The organism is Flavobacterium gawalongense, assembly GCF_007097265.1.
Lineage (GTDB): Bacteria > Bacteroidota > Bacteroidia > Flavobacteriales > Flavobacteriaceae > Flavobacterium > Flavobacterium gawalongense.
On record NZ_VJZP01000001.1, the window covers coordinates 240,990 to 262,413 of the forward strand.

Here is a 21,424-nt window from a genome sequence, read left to right on the forward strand (position 1 = left end):
TTTGCTACCATATTTTTCTCTTTTTTGCATATCTCAAAACCTTATTTAATCCTAAAAAATAAATTAGATTAAGCCGCCCACCTTTTATATAATTATAAAATGACAATTGTTCTTTTAACATAAATTTAATTCTAATAATATCATTGTCTATTAATTTATTATAGTTAAAACCATCAACTTCTTTTTTAAAAAAATTCCAAATCTCTAGAGAACTCTTTCTAAGATTAATCTGATCATTACTATAATTATTATCATGCATGTTAGAAATAAAATTTGGATTTGCAATGTAAACTGGTTTTATACTTTTCATATTCTCCATAAATAGTCTTAGCCAAAAAAACCTATCGTCTGCACCTTTATAGTCCTTTGGTTCAGGAAAAAGATTGTTTTTTAATAATTTTTTAAGAAATACAATCTGCCCTGGAGAATGTATAAAATCTCTTTTCAACAAACCTGTAACAGAAATTCTTGGCGTTAAATAATAAAGCTTATGAGAATTATATTTTTTATTTGTGTAGCAAACTATTCCATTACTTAAGACAAAGTTATAATAATCTAACAACGGAATTAAATCTAGATAAAACTTCTCAAAAACAGAATCATCTTGATCAATAATATGAAGATAATCACCTGTAGAAATAGTAATTGCTTTATTTCTAGTTCTCGCAACCCCAATATTTTTTTCGTTTTTCAATGTCACAATATTAACATTTTCCATCCCAATAAAACAATCCAATGCTAACTTATTGACCGTATCAAAACTTGATTCCATGGAGTCTATAATAGTTATAACTTCAAGCGAAATTAAATCTTGTTGACAAACTAATATTGCCTTTTTAATGGATTCAATTAATAACGGATAAAAACATTCCCCTTTATAGAAAGGGATAATAATACTAAATTTTTTTTTCATAATTATTAGGATTTATTTTTAAAAACTCAATTAATATTAAATATAAAAAATACAAGATTGAAAAAATAAAAATTACATTGTTAAAATAAGTTATTGTCAACATCGGATCTGAGTCTAAAGCGGCCGACTTAGTTATCAAATAAGTAAATACTGCACCTCCAAAAAAATTATTACTAAGAAAGAGAGATAATTTATTTCGGATAAAGCTTAAGATTAAACCTATACAATAAGAAAAAAGTATGCTCCCAAAAAAACCAAAATAAATCAATCCAAAAACATTATGACGACCATTTGGTCCAGAAGGTATATCACTAGGATGATGAATATTCTTAAAAGTAATTCCTATTACTTGCGGTAAATCTTTCCAATCCATAATTCTTAAAAAACCTAAAGTATCATTAAATAATGCTGCAAACCATTGATTATTTGGTATTTGCAGATAGACATTATTCGGATATGCATACCAATAGATATCTCCACTGTGAACAAATCTTAATAATAATCCAAAGAGTGGATTAGCCCTGTCCTCAATGTTTTCAGTATGAATTGAGGTTTGAGTATAAATAATGATTAGTAAAAAAACTAAAGTGAATCCTAAAATAAATTTCATATTATTTTTCAATAACATTGAATACATTTCATAGTTCCCCTTTTTAGTCTTTAAAAAAGCAATATGACACCAAAAAACAGTAAAAACGAGAAAAAATACACTTTTACTCCCACTCAAAAAGAAAGTAACAAAATACAACACAAGGATTATATATTTAGGGATTTCACTAATTCTAAATTTGTCGATTTTAATCACTAAAAAAAAACTATACAAACCAATTATTGATGTCACATCTGAAACTCTTCCTAAGACGCCAGAACCACCTCCACTAGCAAATGTTTCCAAATATGATTCCATAAATAGTGGAATCCCTTTTAATTTATAAATTAAACATTGGTTAAATAAATAGATGAAAGAAAAAAAATAAAATGCAATTACATTTCTGGAATTAACTTTTTCAATATAATTTTTTTTATCGTCCCCGGAAAGAATTTTCTTTTTAATCTTAAAAGTATAAAAACCTAAAACAAAGCCAACCTGTGTTAAAACATAACTAGATAGCAGATACGTTGAAATTTTATTAACAATAAACAAAAACAAAACATCTGTAAAACAAAACACTGAAGAAATGACGGCTAAAAAATAGGGATCAAAGAAGGATTTTACTTGTTTACGAAATAGTAAATAATGTAGGATAAAAGAACAAATTAAAATGCCAAAAAACAAATTAATATTATCCAAAACTTCTTCATAAAATTCATAATTATTCATCTTTTTTTCAAAAAATTTGCAAATTTTGTTCTAAAAAATCTATACAGAAAAACTAAATACGAGAAATTATCCTTTATAATATTTAATCTATCAGCCTCAAAATTTATGTCCAACGCATTGGATCCAGAAGCACCACCTTCATCGTTAAACAATGCAACAGTAACAGGAATATAATTAAACCTAAAAAAAACATGATTAAATAATTTCAAATTCAAATCATAATCTGCATAAATTTTGTATTTAGTATTATAGTTTAACTCATTAAAAACATTTCTTGGATAAAATATGCTTTGATGACTAATGTTTCTTGTAACAATCTTTATTGAATTAAATTTACCATCATAGAGCACATTCCGCTTTTTAAAAATTACATTTCCATAATAGACTTTATTCACATCAATCAAAAAATCACTAGTTTTCCCCAAAACAAAATTGTTTATAAATACATCATCTCCCCCCAAAAAATATACAAACCTCCCTTTTACCATTTTAACGCCTTTATTCATCGCGTCATAAATTCCTTTATCTGGTTCCGAAATCCAAAGTGTGATTTTGTGTTGATACTTTTTTATAATATCTACAGTACCATCGGTACTGCCACCATCCACAATGATATATTCGTAATTAACAAAATTTTGATTGATGACGCTCAAAATGGTTTCTTCTATAGTCCACGCAGCATTATAAGACACAGTAATAATTGAGATAAGTGGAGACTTTATATTATTCATTCTAAAATATATTCTTAATAAATTATAATTTTTTTTAATTATTGCAAAGATGAATTATTTTAGTTCAAATTCCTTCAACTCTTCTGCAATCAATATATCTAATACTGCATAAAAGTCGAGCTCGTACTTCCAACCCAATTTTGTTTTTGCTGGAGTATTATCGCCGTATATATCTTCAATTTCCGTAGGTCTCATCAAATCCGTATCAATCAATAGCCTATCTAATGAAATATTCAATCTGCCGAATATATACTCAATTATAGACCTAAGAGTTATGCTTGTTCCAGAACAGATAATAAAATCATCTGCATTTTCGCATTGAAGCATTAACCACATGGCTTCTACATAATTTGGGGAATAACCAAAATCCCTTTTAATATCAATATTACCAACTTTCAAAATCCAATTAGGATTGTATTTGTTTCTAACACTTTCGTGCAGGACTTTTTTAACAAAAAAACCGGATGACCTCAAATAAGACTCATGATTGAATAAAACTCCATTACAAGCATATAGACCGTAAGACTCACGATAATTGACCACAGTCCAGTGTGCCGAAGCTTTAGAAATCGCATAAGGACTTAATGGATGCATCGGAGTATTTATGCTTACAGGTAAATTTGATACTTTTCCGTACATCTCACTACTTGATGCCTGATAAAATCTAACATCTGGTTTCATCAACCGTATAGCTTCTAATAAGTTCAACACCGAAATAATATTAAAATTAATGGTTCCTATAGGCTGCTTAAAGGACTGACCAACCGAACTTTGTGCTGCCAAATTATAAATTTCATCAGGTAAGTATTTATCTATCAAAGCGATTACACTGGAAATATCAAGCAAATCACATTCTTCCATCACTATACGCTCATCAATTTTGAGAGACTTCAATTTCTCAAAACTATCTGAATGATTATTTCTGGTAATCCCAATTATTTTATATCCTTTCTCTAATAATAATTTAGAAAGGTAGGCCCCATCTTGTCCACTGATGCCAGTAATAAACGCCGTTTTTAAATTTATTTTATTCATATTTCTTGATCCCACAAAACAAAACATATTAATTCTGTGTGTATTTTTTAAATTTTTTCTATATTACAGTTTTATATACCTCAAAGGTCTCTTGAAAAGTCTTATCCCATGAAAATTCATTTAATCTCACACTGCCTTTTTCTTTAAGTTTGTGTCTCAAAGATTGATTATTTATCAATTCGTTTGTTGTTCTTTTCAAAGATTCAATATCAGTTGGATCAAAATAAACAGCTGCATCTCCTCCTACTTCGGGTAGTGAACCACCATTGCTCAATAAAGCCGGGCAGCCACAGGCAAATGCTTCTAATACGGGGATTCCGAAGCCCTCATACAAACTAGGGAATACAAAAAACAATGCGTGAGTATAATAATTTGATAATACATCATCATTTATTATTTTTTTAAAAACAACATAATTCTCTAAATTTAATGACTTTAACAAAGTTTGTTCCTGAATAGAAAAATCACCACCACCAGCACAAATTAATTTCAAATCATTCTTTATCAACAAGTCTGCCACAGCAGATACAAAAAAATCGAAATTTTTATATGTTCCTCTATTCCCGACAAACAAAATATAATCATCTTCAACAAATCGTCTGTTTCCAATGTTAAAATTCTCAAGAGAGTTTCCCAAATAAACGACATCAATTTTTGACTTGTCAACATCAAAAAGTTCTACAATATCATTCTTTGTAGTTTCGGATATTGCTATTATTTTACTCGAATGTTCAAGTAAACGTCTCTTATTGTCAAAAATCGTGGTGTCCGACTTTAAAATATCAAATTGACTCGAAAATTTTTCGTGTATCATATCATAAAAAGTAACCACAAAAGGCTTCCCTTTTATTCTTTTGAGGAAATAATCGTCATAATAAGTGGGATGAAAAACATCGAAATCTCCTTTTGTAATTTTATAATTACTAATTTTCTCATTCACTTGTTTCACTATCCTGCCTTTTCCTCTAAAGTTTTTGTCTAAAAAAAAAGGTTTTACTTTAGGATTAACTTCCTTGTTATAATAGGCGTTATCAGAAAAAAGTGTTGCTACTTCGCAACTCTTTTCGACACCTTCAAATCTTTTTATCAATTCAAAGAAATAGCGTGAAATACCACCATATTGTTGAGCTGTGAATATCTGATGATCGTATAATATTTTCATTTTTTGTTAATGCTCGTGCTGACTTTTTATACCTCAGCTAGTTAAAAATTAAATAAATTATAAAGCGGTTGACCACAACTAGTTTTAATGATATATTCTTGCCCTTTCTCTTTGATGGCTTCTATCGAAAATTAGCCCCGGATTAGTATTAAAATAAAAAAATGTTTTATATACTCCCCAAAATCTTTAACATTGTAACTTTACACTGCATAATAAAACCTTGAACTGAAGTGTTTTTTTCCTACGCTAAATCAGGATCTAATTTTTATTTTTTTGCTGATATAATTTCAGATTAATTAATATATCCTTTATCAATTTACGAACCTTGTTCTTTCTTATTTCGGTAAGAGAGGGCATTTCTTTTTCTAGTGTATATTTATCAGCTATACGGTTTTGATAAGTAAATTTTGGATGAACCAACTCGATGGGTAATTCGCTAAATGCAACATTCGACATAGGACTATTAGAATCAAAAGTATGCGTCCCATCTTCATTAAAACCGATATTACTAATCAAATTGTAATTCGGTATTATGGACAAACGACCATTTACCATATTAGAAAAGAAATATTGATAATCCCAAGTATTAATCTCCCCCCGCTTGGTTCTTAAAAATGCTTCATAAATGGATTTTTTATTAAACTCATTATCGGTCAAGCTAGATAAAATATCATTTTCTTTAGCTTTCTCTAAACCATTCATGTTTAGGTCATATTTCCCCCATACTCTTCTCCAACTCGCCCATCCCCAAACGTGCGTCAATTTTGAATAATAATAATCTCCTTCACCTCTTTTTATCCCGTCCTGAAAATTACAGCCACATAAATGTCCCACTCTCTCATCATCCCGATAACGTTCTAATTGTATATCACAAAATCTAAAGAAATCAGGACTAGGTAAACAATCGTCTTCTAAAATGATTCCTTCTTCTTCATTTTCAAAAAACCAAGTAACAGCCTCACTTACAGCCTTTTTACAACCTAAATTTTCCTTTCTAAATAATGTAATTAACTCGCATTCCCAATCAACCTGATCTAAAATACTCTTTGTTTCTTTACATACCAATTCGTCTTTACCATTATTTCGCGGCCCATCAGCAGCAACATAGAGTTTTTTGGGTTTTGCAAGTTTTATAGCATTAAAAAGAAATTGAGTTTCTTTCGGCCTATTGAATATTAAAAAAAGAATTGGTGATTTTACCTGATACATAATTAAATAAATAAAATTGATTTGGTTTGCAAAAGAAAGATATGCCTCGTTTTCTTAAAAAAAACATAATAAAGGTATGATGCGTAAAATTGAGAAATTAAAGTTGCTACAGCTGCCCCATTAATTCCATATTTTGGAATCAATACTAAATTTAATATAACATTTAATAATAATCCTTGTACTGATTTAATCAAATTATGTTTATTCAAATGCTCAATTACAAGCATGTTGCCTGCTGCAACTCCCCAAAAAACAAAAACACCTGTCCATATACTTATTTGCAAAGCAAAAACCGACATTTTATATTCTCTTCCATAAAGAAAATTAATAATAAAATCAGAAGAAAAAGTAAAAAATACTCCTATTGAGAAACTGACGAGAAACAATAATTTCAATAATTTCAGACATACATCGTAATAATTCTTTGTATTTGTATTAAATTTTTCAACCAATTTAGGAAAGAAAGAAGTAGCAAATACAGAGGGAATGAAATACCATAATTCGGTAAAGCGAGTGGACACTGAGTAAAGACCTACAGCTCTCTCCCCAATAATCTCTCCTATCATAATTTGATCTAATCGCATATACATCATAATTACTATACCTGACAGAATCAATGGCCAAGCTTGCTTTAATAAAACTACACAGTAATCAATGTTAAATTTCCATTTTTTAAAATTATTGATTCCATAATACAAAATAAGTCCTAAGGCCCCTAGTATACATTCAACCAATCCTAAAATCACAAAAGACAATAAAGAACATTCAAAATATACAAAAAACAATCTTAAGACCGATATAAGCACAAAAACAGAATTCTTAACAACGACCGTCTTTCTTGACTGCAATAACGATTGATTTTTTAAATCAATCACATCAAAAGTTTGAAACCACAAATTTAATGCTGTGAAAATAGCCACCAACAATAATTGAATATCATTCTTGAAAAATAAAAAATAACCAAGAACTATTAGCGTACAAATAAAACAGCCTATTAACCTTAAATAAAAAGCCGTACCTAACAATACGTATTCCTCTTCATTTTTGTCTAAAAGATGCTTAACTACAATCTGATCTAGCCCTAATGTAGCAAGTGCACTTACCAAACTTATAAATGCTATTGCATAGTTCCATTTTCCAAAAAGCACGGGACCTAAATATCTGGCAACTAAAACCCCAACAATTAAACCGACTCCAAGTCGAAGAATCTTATCAAGAATCAACCAAATTGCATTTTTAGAAGACTCTTGTTTTAAGTAATACGAAATTTTTTCCTTCATAAATACTTAAAACTCCTTATTAAATTTTGTAGCCTCTAATTGTTCGTTGTTAAATTTTTTAAAATAGTCATAAGTTATCTTTAATCCCTCTCTACGAGAAATTCTTGGTTCCCAATTTAAAAGAGCTTTAGCTTTTGTAATATCTGGCTGTCTTTGTTTCGGATCATCTTGTGGTAGTGGATGATACACTATTTTTTGAGATGTTCCTGTTAGTTTTATAATTTCTTGTGCAAAATCATTCATTGTAATTTCATTTGGATTACCGATATTTACCGGATAGGCATAATCAGACATTAAAAGTCTATATATACCTTCAACTAAATCACCTACATAACAAAATGCTCTTGTTTGCGATCCGTCACCAAAAATTGTCAAATTCTCTCCTCTTAATGCCTGCCCTATAAATGCAGGTAAAACCCTCCCGTCATTCAATCTCATCCTTGGCCCATAAGTATTAAAAATCCTAACTATTCTTGTCTCTAGCCCGTGAAATCTATGATATGCCATAGTTATCGCTTCCTGGAATCTTTTAGCCTCATCATAAACACTTCTAGGACCAACGGGATTTACATTACCCCAATACTCCTCTGGTTGTGGATGCACCGTAGGATCCCCGTAAACTTCAGAAGTTGATGCAATAAGAAATCTGGCTTTTTTTTCTTTAGCCAAACCCAATAAATTATGAGTACCTAAAGAACCAACTTTCAACGTTTGAATGGGAATTTTCAAATAATCTATAGGACTGGCTGGTGAAGCAAAATGTAGAATATAGTCTAAATTTCCACTTACATGTACATAATTTGATACATCATGATTATAAAATTCAAATTTTTCTAATGGAAAAAGATGCTCTATATTTTTTAAATCTCCAGTAATTAAATTATCCATACCAACTACGTGGTATCCTTCCGCAATAAATCTGTCACACAAATGAGACCCTAAAAAACCTGCTGCTCCAGTTATTAATATTCTTTTACTCATAAATATTTAATTAGTTTCTATACCATAATGTTCAAATCCCAAACTATTCATTTCTTTGCTATCAAAAATATTTCTACCGTCTAAAACTACTAGATTCTTTATCAATTTTCTTATTTTATCCAAAGGACATCTGAAATCCGTCCTGTCAGTAATCAGTAATAAAGCATCAGAACCCTGTAAAGTTTGATGTTCAGTTTCACAGTAGGTTATAAAATCCGGGAAGACGGACCTAGTTCTGGTATAGCGACTGGATCAAATGCTTTTACAACCTCTCCTACATTTAAGATGATATTTATAATTACTAGAGATGAAGTTTCACCAATATTGGGCATACCCCGTTCAAGAACGGGTATAATACTATTGTGTAAACTGCTTATTTTTTTTCCATCAATATCAGTACAAATAACATCAACACCAACTTCCGAAAAAAAAAATACTAGTCACCGGTCCCATATAACCTGCCCCAACTGCAACTTTTTTCATATTTTACTAAAATGCTTTTTGATAATATCCCCTAAATGCTCTACTCAAGAGGATAACTTAAAACCTTTATTTAATTTCCTTTAAAATTCGTCGTAAAGTAAAAACTACTATCGTTACAAGAGCAGCTAAAAATCCTCCTAATACAATCCCCTTAGCTCTACTATATTTTTCTTTATGCAAAGGTAAAATTGGTCTGTCAATCACTTGAATTAACGGTGTCTCTTTACGTAAGGTTACTTTAGCCAATTCCGTTTGCTTTACCAGCTCGGTCAATATAACGGTATTAGCTTGCACATCTACCTGTCGCCGTGCCGAAGGCGTACGACGCACATTGAGTGCTGGGTTCAAATTAAAAGTATTGTCATTAGCCACTGCCACGCCAATAATTGCACCATTGAGTTCTCTACGAATAGAGTCAGTTTGTCTTTCGAGTATATCCATGTTCATACGTGCTTTTTTACTTTTAGTATCAACATAAAAATCAGACACTTGTTTAGCCAAAGCTTCGGTAAAATATTTAGCAAATAATTCATTGGTTGAAGACGCATCAATATTAATTATGGAAATTTTTTTATCTTTTTGTGCAACTGATAATCCGTTTTTTGACAAATCTTCATATATCATACCCAAAATACTGTCATGCACTCGAGTGAAGTATTTTCTCTTCGTGCTGGGTAAAAATTGAATACCTTTCAGCTCCTTTTTATTTTCCCATTTTTTTCTCCATTCGTTATTTTGAATGTACATCTCTGCCAATGAAATCACTTTTCCGTTTGAAGTTATGGGTGTCAATAAAGTTTGTTCCACCATAGAACGGGACTTGAACAACTCTGTCAAATTGGAACCTGTAAACATTCCACCGCCGCCAGAACCTAAATCAAAACCAAACGAACTAGCCAAGCTACCTAAACCGCCACCTCCTGATTTTTCGTCTTCTAAAGCAAAAGATAAGGTAGCAGTATAAACTGGCTTTTTACTTAATGAATAAGTCAACCCTAAAGCGGCCCCTAGAATTCCTGCCAATACAATTATTTTCCATCGTGAGAGCAAATAAGCAGCCCAATCTTTGGCTTTATCTATTAACTCTTTTAAAGATATTTCGTCGTTGGGTATATTTTGTTCGTTCATTTCTTTTTAAGTTTTCCGTTAGCTGATATCAGTTTTCGGTTGGCATTATCTATTGATATTTAAATCATCACGATTCGAAATCCTTCTCAATCACTATTTGCCTTTTACTATTTTATCTGATTAAAGCGATTACAATTCCCGCTAAACTTGCCAAGACACCCGCAATACTAACAAACTCTCCTGTACTCATCTTTTTAGTTTCTGGTTTTTCTGGTACTATAATTTGGGATCCTGGGGTTACTTTAGGATACGTTCTTATAAATAAGAAAGAACCCGCTACATCCGCTTTACCATTTGGATAAATAATATAGGCTTTTTTCTTCCAGCCTTTGGCATCAACCCCACCAACAGCATCCAAATAATATTTAAATCCTTTACCTTTAGCGTAAGGAATCTCTGATGTTAACAATACATTACCCGCTACTTTTACGCCTTCATTATAAGTAGCCACTTCAATTTCATCTCCTGGAAATAAAGTAACATTGGTATTACTCTCCGGATTTTTAACAATGGCCTTCCAATCTACTGGTATCGTGGCAAATTTTAAATCCTCTTTTAATTTTTTAGTTAATTTGTTTTGAATACTGTCTTTTTTACCCAAATTCAAATTCACATTTTCCAATGCTTCAATTTGCTTCGCTTGAATAGGTCTCTTGATTTTCATTCCATCGATATTGGCAACTGATGTTAAACCACCTGCTCTTTGAACAATATCATAGACTCTATCTTTCTTGTTAGCCAAAACATATTTTCCCACATAATGAACTGCTCCGCTTATTGCTACCATTTCAGGCTTATCATAGACAGCCATCTTACGGATATTAACTACATCAAAAGGCTGCAATTCAAAGTTTTTTAACTGCTCATTGTTATTTGCCGTAATTTCGATATTAAATAGTTGCGCTTTATTTGGATTTGCATCGTCTATTTCTTCCGATTTTATCATTCGGGCAACCTCCACTCGTTTGGAAGCCGAACCAGTTAATCCGCCTGCCTGAACCAATAAATCATTCAAAGTAAGATTCTCATGATACTCATAAACTCCAGGCTTTTTAATTTCCCCATCAATGGTTATTTTATATTCTTCTACGAAATCTAAAATCGAGTACACCGTTACGACATCTTCTTTATGCAACGCAATATCAGCTTCTAGATCCCCTTCTAAGGCTTTAGCCAAATTCACATTGACGATTTCCGTAGTCAAATCAGGTTTCAATCGTATAATTCTCGCTCTATTGCTATACGCATCTTCTTTTAACCCATCCGCTTTTGCAATTAGATCTGAAATGCGCATGCCTTCATAAAAAGAATAAGTATCCGGTCTAAAAACGGCTCCGTCTATCTTAATACGGTTTTCAAATCGATTTAATATTTTAGACACTCGAAACACATCCCCTGACAGCGGCTTATAACTATTGAATTCCGCTGCATTGATATCTTTTACTTTAAATTCTTTGTTTGTTTTTTGCAATACATTAACCGATGCAGTGTAAGCAAATTCATTGAACCCTGACGCAAAAGCTAATAAATCAGAAAATGTTTCCCCCTTCTTCATCTCAAAAATCCCTGGACGTTTTACCTGTCCTTCAAGAGTGACTCTTTGATTGTAAGCTGGAATTCGAATAACATCATTATCCTTTAAACCCACATTGTCAGATTGATCTCCATTTACAAGGAAGTGATAAATATCAATTTTTCTGTATACTTTATTATCTCTCAACAATTCTATATTTCTATAACTACCATTCTTTCCTGGACCTCCACCTAAAAACAAGGCATTGTAAACCGTTGCCAAAGAAGATATCGAATAATTCCCCGGTTGCTTACTTCCTATTATAGTCACCCTAATGGTTCTGATACGGCTCAAACTTACCGCAACTTGAGATTGCCCAGATCCCACCGTACTATATACCTTTGCAATAGCACCTTTTATTTTTTGGGTAGCGGCTTCAATCGTCATTCCGGAAACCGGAATCTGACCTACATATTGAATGGTCACTTTACCTTCCGTCGATACCGGAATACTGGCATTAAATTCTTGCACCCCATACACACTAACTTGTAATTCATCACCTGGTCCTAAGACATAATTTATGGGCGTAGCCAATTTTAAATTGGGTTCAAAATTTAACGTAGGATTATCGAATAGTTCTGATCCAAAAATCAAAGCATTTAAAGTATCTTTTACTTTAGTGTTGACAATTTTCTCTTGTCTTCTGACGCTCTCTTCACCTGTATCCGTATTATTTGAAGCTCCCGTGTTCACAGCCTGACTTCCTATTCGGGTTCGTAATTTAGCAAACTCTATTGCAGACATCCCTTTGGCTAAAACCATAGGCTCTGCTTGTTCAATCGTCATATTATTCGTTTGAAGCTGTGTTTTTATTTTTACGATATCACCATCAGTCAAATTATCTACTTTTAGTGTACTCAAATCATTGCTTTTTAACAAGTCCTGCGCCAATGTATTGGAAGATTGAAAAAGAATAAACAACAATAAAAGAGTAGTAATTATTTTTCTCATAAGTAATTTATAATAATGTATATTGAATTTTATAATCTGAATGTCCTTTTAATTACTCTTTTTTCAAGAATATAATAGTTCTTTTTATTTAAAAAGACAAAAAAACAAAGAACTATCTTATGGTTTCGTCGTGGCAAATTCCGTTGACTTCTCGTATTTGATTATCGACCACAAAACTCTGTCAAAAGATTTGATTCTCAATCTATTATACTCTAAATCACGTGTGTTATTTTATTTTCAATTCAATAATTCTGAATTTTTTCTTTCCAACTCACTGTATATATTCTTAACGTCCTGAGATCTTTCTTTTTGTAAAATCAAATTAGCGGTATCTGTATAAACGAAAATAGTATTTTTTAATCCAACAAAAGCAGTATAATTGCTGGTTCCAATGACCATATTCCCATCTTTATCAACATGGTGGCCTTTAGAAACTAAATAATCATAAACGGATTCAAAAGAACCTAAATCTGACCATGTAAATCTTGAAGATACAACCTTAATTTTTTTACTTCGTTCCATCACTGCATAATCAATGCTGATAGAAGGAATTTCAAGCGAAAGAGTTAAATCTAAAACACCATTAATATTATTTTTCCAAGCAATTTTAGATTTTTCATAAACCTCAGGTGTGAAAGATTTTAACTCATCTAGAAACACTCCTGCTTTAAAACAAAACATGCCACTATTCCATAAAAAGTTGCCTCTCGAAATAAAATCCTTTGCCGTAACTTGGTTTGGTTTTTCCCGAAAAGAAAGTACATCATCTCCTTTTCGTTCAATATAACCATATCCGGTTTCTGGCTTGGTTGGGACAATTCCAAAAGTAACTATGTATCCTTTCGAAGCTTTATCGATTGCTTCCTTGATAGCTTCTTCATATTGCTCCATTGCATCAATAATATGATCCGATGGCGTAACGATTAAAATATCATTTGGATCTGAAGCAAAAGCAGCAAAAGCGATTGCAGCTGCTGTATTTCGTGGCGTTGATTCAATTATATCTATATATGTAGCACTTGATTTTTCCATCACTTGTCTACTGAGGTGGCAATTATCAATATTACCAACTACCATAATTTTATTCGCCACAGCACGATTGCGTTCCACCGTCATTTCAAATAATGACTTACCTTCAAATAAATCAAGATACTGTTTAGGTTGGCTTTTTCGTGATAATGGCCATAATCGGCTACCCATTCCTCCCGTGAGAATGACATGTGTGATTGAATGTTCCTTTTCCATCGTATTCTGTATTTTTTTATACATAACTGTGAGTAGCCTTGGCGTATCAGCAAGTTGGTTTTTCGTTATTGGTTATCCGTAACCTCAAGTGCGGACAATATGAAGTTAAATTTTACAAATTATCGGCCAGTTCAAGGGATTTTTAAAGTTTTAAGATGCTTTTATTCAAGAAACAGCCCTAATAAGCTTTAAAAATTGCACTTAGAAACAGTACCTGAAAAGAATCAAAAATGTTACAGAACTTTATTATCTTTCAGCAATTCCTTCTCCTTTACTTCCTTACGCAAACTGCTGCTGGAAAATCGGTGATCCCTAACATTAAAATAAAGTTCAATCCCTTTCTCTTCGCAATACGCCCGACCTGTAAAATTCTTGTCTTTGTATTCATCTCCAATAATACGCACATCAATTTTGAACGAACGTAAAATATCTTCTAAATCTTGTTCTGTTGCATAAGGTACTATTTCATCAACAAATCTACATCCTTTGAGTTGTATATAACGTTCTACTACAGACTGTGTAGGTCTATTCTTTTCAGGACGGTCGATAGTTGGGTCAGTTTGCAATGCTGTTATTAGATAGTCACATTGTCGCTTCGCTTCTTCCAACATCGTAATATGCCCAGCGTGAAGCAAATCGAAAGCACTAAAAGTTATTCCTACTTTCATAAGTCTATAAATATAAGTTTATGCGAAAACATTAATTATTTTATAATCTCCCATCAACTGCATCACCCAAAACTCCTTTAACATCGTACAGCAAACTGATTTCATTTTGCAATATCGCGATATCGATAGTCAGAAATTGATTGTGCGCTACTCCTAAAACTACCGCATCAAATTTTTGATAAGGTAATACATCGGTGGTTATTAAACCGTATTCTTGTTCCACCTCAGCTGGATTAGCCAAGGGATCGTATGTAGTTACTGTAATTCCATAATCCGTTAAGGCAGCAATGACATCCACAATTTTTGTATTCCGCACATCAGGACAATTCTCTTTGAAAGTGATTCCAAGCATTAGAAGCGTAGCTCCATTAACAGAAATGCCTTTTTTAATCATCCCCTTTACCACTTGGGATGCCACATAGTCACCCATGCTGTCGTTCAATCGTCTTCCTGCCAAAATAATTTCAGGATGATAACCAAATTCTTGGGCACGTTGGGCCAGATAATAAGGATCAACTCCGATGCAATGGCCTCCAACCAATCCGGGTTTAAAAGGCAAAAAATTCCATTTGGTTCGTGCTGCCTCCAAAACGGCGTGGGTATCAATATTCATCAAATTGAATATTTTAGCCAATTCGTTTACAAAAGCAATATTGATATCGCGTTGTGAGTTTTCAATTACTTTCGCCGCTTCTGCCACTTTTATAGAAGGAGCTAAATGTGTTCCTGCAGTAATGACTGATTGATACAACTCATTTACTTTTTGTCCAATTTCCGGTATAGAGCCTGAAGTCACTTTTAAAATCTTCTCTACGGTATGTTCCTTGTCTCCCGGATTAATTCTTTCAGGTGAATAACCTGCAAAAAAATCAACATTGAATTGTAAGCCGGAGACCTTTTCCAATACCGGCACGCATTCCTCTTCGGTTACACCGGGATAGACAGTAGATTCATAAATAACAATATCTCCTTTTTTCAAAACACTTCCTATCGTTTCGCTCGACTTGTATAAAGGAGTCAAATCAGGACGATTATTTTTATCCACCGGAGTGGGAACGGTTACGATGTAATAGTTACAGTCCGCTATATCCGCTAAAACTGAAGTACAATACAACCCAATGGCATCACCGGGTTTCTCCAGCAATACGTTTTGTAATACTTCGTCGGTTACTTCAAATGTCGTGTCAATGCCTGATTGCAGGGAAGCAACTCTGGACTGATTGATATCAAATCCTACAACAGCATATTTGGTTGCAAATAACCGCGCCAATGGTAAACCCACATAACCCAGACCAACAACCGCTATTTTTATAGTTGAACTCATTTTTTAAACCAATTTAAATTAACTATTGTTAATTTCAATCCACCGCTTCGCGATCCCCACTCACAGAAAGGAGTCGAAATCGGGATAATTTTTGTGTGCAAATATAGTCACAATAAACTATTCTTTCTAAAATTTTAAGCCATCTGGAATCTCAAAATACGAATAACAAGAATAAAAAACAGGTAATCAACTAATAGTCAATTAAAAAAAGGAAATGAACGGCCTGTTTTCTTTAAAAAATCACCTAATTTAGTGATGCCAAAAATGCTAAAAAAGAGGTATTCTAAGCAATAATACCATTTACGTTTAGAATTTACTGGAGTATATTTCTATAAATTTGTCATTGCTTCGTCGGACACGAGCGATCAATGTCATTAAGTTAAGGATTCGTCAGTTCGAGTTGAGTAATAATTTGCGATAGAAAATTTTTACGAAGTATCGAGAACCCTTACGTTTTGAAGGCTTCTCGATACAATTTTAAACATTAAAGCTATCGCATTAATGTTCAAAATTACTACCATTGACGTTTTTGTTTAATGTATTGAAAATCAATAATTTAACAAAATTAACATGCAAGAATAATACGTCATTTTATATTGCTTTTTTTGTAAAAAAATTAAGCCTCGAAGTGACGGTTGAAACAGCTTAACTTAATGACATTGCACGAGCGATAGCGAACTGGCGAAGCAATGACAAACAGACGGCTTATTTATTCCAGTAAAAACAAACTTAAAATGGTATTACAGGAACGCATTCCCCTCTTGAGAGTCCCGAGGCTTCGGGATAGAGCTGTGTTTTATCATAACACCTTTAGAACTTTAGAACATCCTATATAAAGACAAAATCATTCAATTTACCTATACGCATTCCCCTCTTGAGAGCTACCGTCTGGACACAAATATTCAGACGAAATTTTAGCCACGAATTTCACTAATTTTCACGAATTAATTAGAGTAAATTAGTGAAATTCGTGGCTGTCTTTTTTATAATATCATAAAATCTCTGCAAATCTTTTTAATCTGTGTCCTATTTTAAACTTGTGTCCAGACGGTAGCTCTTGAGAGTCCCGAGGCTTCGGGATAGAGGTGTGTTTTATCATAACACCTTTAGAACTTTAGAACATCCTATATAAAGACAAAATCATTCAATTTACCTATACGCATTCCCCTCTTGAGAGGGGCTAGGGGTGTGTTTTTATATTCGTACAAAAAGATAGTATTAAAATGTTTTATCTTTATTAAAAAAAAGATTAGTATGGCAAAAAGAAAAATCATACCCTACAATCCAAAGCTCACAGAATTGGCAAGGCGACTTAGAAACGATTCCACTGAAACAGAAATCTTTCTTTGGTTAAAATTGAAAGGAAAACAGCTATATGGCTATGATTTTCACCGCCAAAAACCGATTGATAATTATATTTTGGATTTTTTTTGTTATGAATTGATGTTAGCCATAGAAGTGGATGGGTATTCCCATGAGTTTCTGGAAGTGTATAATAAAGATATTTTGAAAGAAAATCGAATAAACGAATTAGGTATTACTATTTTGCGTTTCAGTGATGAACAGGTATTAAAAGATATGGAAAATGTGTTGCGTGCGATTGAATTTTATATTTGGGAGTATGAGAAAAAGACAGGGAATACAAACGAAGATTAACCTCCTATCCGAAGCCTCGGGACTCTCAAGAGGGGAATGAGTATAGGTGGGAATCGTTCAAGGAAATTTATTGTATTATTTTTCAGTAGTTATTTTGAAAGTCTAAAAAGGAATTAAACTTTTAATTTCGCTTCTTATTTTTCTCAGGAGATAGGGGAGTTCAGGAATTAAATTACATCGTTTTCTGTTTTTAAAAACTTTTCACAATACAAGATAACCCGTTTTGAAAGCTGAAACGAATAGTTTTTCCAGCACGATTCCCCTCTTGAGAGGGGCTAGGGGTGTGTTCTGATTTTATAAATTATAGTTTTTCAGTAACAGTTTTGAAAGCTAGAATATAAACCTATAATTCACCCTAATGTGTTCCTCTCTTGAGAGTCCCGAGGCTTCGGGATAGGGTGTGTATTTATTTGTATTTCATTTTCAAGACACATCCCAATGATTCCAAAACAAGAACATAATGGGTGTTATTTACTTCTTGAACAATGGCCGTCTGCGTGGAAAACGGCCCTGAATCCAATGCTATCTTGTCACCAACCTGAAACGGAACTACTGAAACTTCGCAACTATCGGGTCCATCCAGTCCTTTCTTAATGATATTAATTTCCTCATCCCTCACAATTGCAGGTTTCCCCAGCCAAAATAAATAACGCACTACACCAACTGACTGAAACACTAAATTTCGGTCAGTGTCTGGTAATTGAACAAAAACATAAGAATTAAAAAGTGGCACTTCCACCTTTTTTTTTCGATCAGACCATTGACGTACTACAGTAATCAAAGGACAGTAGCATTCTATTCCAAACTTTTTTAATTGTTCCGCTACTTTTTTCTCCCATTTAGGCTTTGTATAAACGACATACCAATTCATCTTACGTGTTGTATTAAAATAAAAAGATGACCCTTTATTTATTTGTACTTTCTTTTGAGTATTGTTTATAAAAAACAATAATGTACATGTAGATTCTTAAATCAATTATTATTATAACCCGTTGAGGTGTAATTATTAAAAACGTCAATTCGAGGCTTAATTTTTTTACAAAAAAAGCAATATAAAATGACGTATTATTCTTGCATGTTAATTTTGTTAAATTATTGATTTTCAATACATTAAACAAAAACGTCAATGGTAGTGTTTTTTGTGCAGTAAAACGGAACAAAAAATGTATCGAGAATCGTTTTTAATGAAATTTTTCTTGTTCTCGATACGATTTTTTATCGAAAATCACTCGAACTGACGAAAAATTATCATCAAAAACTAATTACACCCAACGGGTTATTATACTATAAATGTATCCTTACTTATGAACCTATCCCCTGATAAACAAACCCAATCGCTTCTAAAGTTGGTCCATCAAGTATGTTTCTTCCATCAAAGACAAAAGCTGGTTTTTGCATAGCGTCATAAATTTTTTGCCAGTCGTACTGAATAAATTCATCCCATTCCGTTAGAACTGCCACTGCATGGGCATTTGCACAGGCTTCATAAGGATCATCAAACGACACCACACTAGCTGCATTAGCTGAAACAGTTCTTGTTTCTAAACAATCCAAATCAGCGAGAACTTTCTTTCTGGACACTTTGGGATCGTATACCGCAATTTTAGCATGCTCGTTGATCAAATCATCGGCAACATAAATGGCTGCTGATTCTCTGGTATCATTAGTATCTTTTTTAAAAGCCCAACCCAGAAAGCATATTTTTTTATCAGAAACGGTATTGTAAAGTGTTTGAACAATATTATTGGAGAAACGTCTCTTTTGATGATCATTCATTATAATGACCTGTTCCCAGTAATCGGCCACTTCGTTCAATCCATACGATTTTGCAATGTAAACCAAATTCAATATGTCTTTTTGGAAACAAGAACCTCCAAATCCAACCGATGCTTTCAGGAACTTTGGCCCTATTCTGCTATCCATTCCTATGGCTTTGGCTACTTCATTTACGTCAGCCCCTGTTTTTTCACACAGCTCTGACATCGCATTTATCGAAGAAATCCGTTGCGCTAAAAAGGCATTGGCAGTCAATTTTGATAATTCTGATGACCATACATTAGTAGTCAATATTTTATCTGCAGTAACCCAATTCGAATAAACGCCAACAAGTGCTTGTATCGCTTTTTGTCCTTCTTCCGAAGGATCCCCACCGATTAGTATTCGATCCGGATTTAATAAATCCTGAACTGCAGTTCCTTCTGCCAGAAACTCCGGGTTAGAAAGAATTTGAAATTGAACCCCATTACCGGTATGGTCCAGAATACTTTTAATTGCTTCAGCAGTTCGTACCGGAAGTGTCGATTTCTCCACCACTATTTTATTATCTTTTGCCACACTGGCAATTTGTCTGGCACACAGTTCAATATACTTCAAATCAGCAGCCATCCCTTTTCCTTTACCATAGGTTTTTGTAGGTGTATTTACCGATATAAAAATGATTTGTGCTTCATCTATCGCTTTTTCCACATCGGTGGAAAAAAACAGGTTTCTTCCTCTGCCTTCTGCAACAATTTTGCCTAATCCCGGTTCATAGATGGGAATATTATCAATATTCTCATCGTTCCAGGCTGCGATGCGTTCTTCATTCAGGTCGACTACAGTAACTTCTATTTGCGGACATTTTTGGGCAATAACTGCCATTGTAGGACCACCAACATATCCAGCGCCTATACAACAAATTTTTGTGATTTTCATTTTATAATTTTCAATTTTCAAATATACTTTATTTTATTATCCACCTTTTCCTTAAAAAAGGTTTTTTATTTAAGATTATCCCAATACCAATTCACGGCTTCTTTTAATCCTGCCTGCATGGAGTAGTGTGGATTATATCCTAATAATTCTTTGGCTTTATCAATACTGGCCAGAGAATGTGGAATATCTCCTGCCCTGTTGGGTCCATATTCGACTGCAACATTCGCGATCCTCGGATCATATTTCGACAAAAATTCTTTCAAATAATCAACCAGATTGTTTAACGTATTTCTATCGCCATAGGCGGTATTATAAACGGTGTTTACGGCGGTTGGATTTTTTGTCTGCATCGCCAGCTCGTTCATTTGAATCACATTATCAATATAGGTAAAATCACGGGAATAGTTTCCGTCACCATTTATTTTTGGACTTTCCAATTGCATTAACTGCATTACAAATTTTGGAATAACTGCCGCATAGGCCCCATTGGGATCCTGCTTTCGTCCAAAAACATTAAAATAGCGCAGCCCGATGGTTTCCAGACCATAGGTTCTGCTAAAATTTTCTGCATACAATTCGTTTACATACTTTGTTATGGCATAAGGAGAGAGCGGTTTCCCAATAACTTCTTCTACTTTTGGCAAGCCAACGGAATCCCCATAAGTCGAGGAACTGGCTGCATAAATGAATCGTTTTACTTTGGCATCACGAGAAGCCACGAGCATATTTAAAAAACCGGAAACATTGACATCATTGGTAGTAACCGGATCTATTATAGAACGTGGTACGGAACCTAATGCTGCCTGATGCAGCACATAATCTACTCCCTTTACCGCATTTTGACAATCAGTGGCATTACGAATGTCTCCTTCGATTACACGAAAATTCGGATTATTGACAATGTCTTTTAAATTATGTCTATATCCTGTTGCAAAATTATCCAAGCAAACCACTTCATGTCCTTTGGACAAAAAATATTCACAAAGATTCGAACCTATGAATCCTGCACCTCCAGTAATTAATATAGTACTTTTTATTTCCTCTATCATCTTTTTTTTAATTTAGAACAA

At 33.1% G+C, this 21,424-nt stretch carries 17 protein-coding genes; 1 reads left to right on the plus strand and 16 read right to left on the minus strand.

Annotated elements, in window-relative coordinates:
* Positions 1 to 4: 4 nt before the first annotated feature.
* From FNW38_RS01110 to FNW38_RS01175, 13 genes are all read right to left on the minus strand, one after another.
* Positions 5 to 913 carry a glycosyltransferase family 2 protein gene (locus tag FNW38_RS01110; protein ID WP_144064364.1) on the minus strand — a complete coding sequence of 303 codons (909 nt, stop codon included), beginning with the start codon at positions 911 to 913 and terminating at the stop codon, positions 5 to 7.
* Positions 897 to 2,234, minus strand: coding sequence for an O-antigen polymerase (locus FNW38_RS01115; RefSeq protein ID WP_144064363.1), 1,338 nt, complete (start codon positions 2,232 to 2,234; stop codon positions 897 to 899). Before FNW38_RS01115 ends, FNW38_RS01110 begins: the two co-directional genes overlap by 17 nt.
* Positions 2,231 to 2,965 carry a glycosyltransferase family 2 protein gene (locus FNW38_RS01120; RefSeq protein ID WP_144064362.1) on the minus strand — a complete coding sequence of 245 codons (735 nt, stop codon included), beginning with the start codon at positions 2,963 to 2,965 and terminating at the stop codon, positions 2,231 to 2,233. Before FNW38_RS01120 ends, FNW38_RS01115 begins: the two co-directional genes overlap by 4 nt.
* A 54-nt stretch (positions 2,966 to 3,019) precedes the next feature.
* Positions 3,020 to 4,000, minus strand: coding sequence for a GDP-mannose 4,6-dehydratase (locus tag FNW38_RS01125; RefSeq protein ID WP_144064361.1), 981 nt, complete (start codon positions 3,998 to 4,000; stop codon positions 3,020 to 3,022).
* 58 nt (positions 4,001 to 4,058) lie between these two features.
* The gene (locus FNW38_RS01130; RefSeq protein WP_144064360.1) at positions 4,059 to 5,162 is read right to left on the minus strand and encodes a glycosyltransferase family 4 protein; all 1,104 of its coding nucleotides are present in this window, start codon (positions 5,160 to 5,162) and stop codon (positions 4,059 to 4,061) included.
* 258 nt (positions 5,163 to 5,420) lie between these two features.
* Entirely contained in the window at positions 5,421 to 6,371 is a 951-nt protein-coding gene (locus tag FNW38_RS01135) for a nucleotide-diphospho-sugar transferase (RefSeq protein WP_144064359.1), read from the minus strand.
* A gap of 2 nt (positions 6,372 to 6,373) precedes the next feature.
* Positions 6,374 to 7,651: a flippase gene (locus FNW38_RS01140; RefSeq protein WP_144064358.1), complete on the minus strand. Its 1,278-nt coding sequence runs from the start codon at positions 7,649 to 7,651 to the stop codon at positions 6,374 to 6,376.
* Positions 7,652 to 7,657: 6 nt separating this feature from the next.
* Positions 7,658 to 8,632: a UDP-glucuronic acid decarboxylase family protein gene (locus tag FNW38_RS01145; protein ID WP_144064357.1), complete on the minus strand. Its 975-nt coding sequence runs from the start codon at positions 8,630 to 8,632 to the stop codon at positions 7,658 to 7,660.
* Between the two features lie 549 nt (positions 8,633 to 9,181).
* Positions 9,182 to 10,243, minus strand: a complete 1,062-nt coding sequence (locus FNW38_RS01155) for a Wzz/FepE/Etk N-terminal domain-containing protein (protein WP_144064356.1) — start codon at positions 10,241 to 10,243, stop codon at positions 9,182 to 9,184.
* 112 nt (positions 10,244 to 10,355) lie between these two features.
* Positions 10,356 to 12,767: an SLBB domain-containing protein gene (locus FNW38_RS01160; RefSeq protein ID WP_144064355.1), complete on the minus strand. Its 2,412-nt coding sequence runs from the start codon at positions 12,765 to 12,767 to the stop codon at positions 10,356 to 10,358.
* Between the two features lie 237 nt (positions 12,768 to 13,004).
* A complete protein-coding gene (locus FNW38_RS01165; protein WP_144064354.1) occupies positions 13,005 to 14,012 on the minus strand; it encodes a mannose-1-phosphate guanylyltransferase in 1,008 nt (335 codons plus the stop codon).
* A gap of 233 nt (positions 14,013 to 14,245) precedes the next feature.
* Positions 14,246 to 14,680 carry an adenylyltransferase/cytidyltransferase family protein gene (locus FNW38_RS01170; RefSeq protein WP_144064353.1) on the minus strand — a complete coding sequence of 145 codons (435 nt, stop codon included), beginning with the start codon at positions 14,678 to 14,680 and terminating at the stop codon, positions 14,246 to 14,248.
* 40 nt (positions 14,681 to 14,720) lie between these two features.
* Positions 14,721 to 16,004, minus strand: coding sequence for a nucleotide sugar dehydrogenase (locus tag FNW38_RS01175; protein ID WP_185963060.1), 1,284 nt, complete (start codon positions 16,002 to 16,004; stop codon positions 14,721 to 14,723).
* Between the two features lie 1,254 nt (positions 16,005 to 17,258).
* Here FNW38_RS01175 and FNW38_RS01180 point away from each other — a divergent pair.
* Positions 17,259 to 17,660, plus strand: a complete 402-nt coding sequence (locus FNW38_RS01180; RefSeq protein WP_143387602.1) for an endonuclease domain-containing protein — start codon at positions 17,259 to 17,261, stop codon at positions 17,658 to 17,660.
* Between the two features lie 406 nt (positions 17,661 to 18,066).
* Here the strand turns inward: FNW38_RS01180 and FNW38_RS01185 are convergent, their stop codons facing one another.
* The 3 genes from FNW38_RS01185 to FNW38_RS01195 all read right to left on the minus strand — a co-directional run bounded on the left by FNW38_RS01185 (position 18,067) and on the right by FNW38_RS01195 (position 21,403).
* The gene (locus FNW38_RS01185; RefSeq protein ID WP_143387603.1) at positions 18,067 to 18,531 is read right to left on the minus strand and encodes a UpxY family transcription antiterminator; all 465 of its coding nucleotides are present in this window, start codon (positions 18,529 to 18,531) and stop codon (positions 18,067 to 18,069) included.
* Positions 18,532 to 18,962: 431 nt separating this feature from the next.
* Positions 18,963 to 20,354, minus strand: coding sequence for a UDP-glucose 6-dehydrogenase (locus FNW38_RS01190; RefSeq protein WP_144064352.1), 1,392 nt, complete (start codon positions 20,352 to 20,354; stop codon positions 18,963 to 18,965).
* 65 nt (positions 20,355 to 20,419) lie between these two features.
* Entirely contained in the window at positions 20,420 to 21,403 is a 984-nt protein-coding gene (locus tag FNW38_RS01195; protein ID WP_185963061.1) for an SDR family oxidoreductase, read from the minus strand.
* Positions 21,404 to 21,424 lie beyond the last annotated feature (21 nt).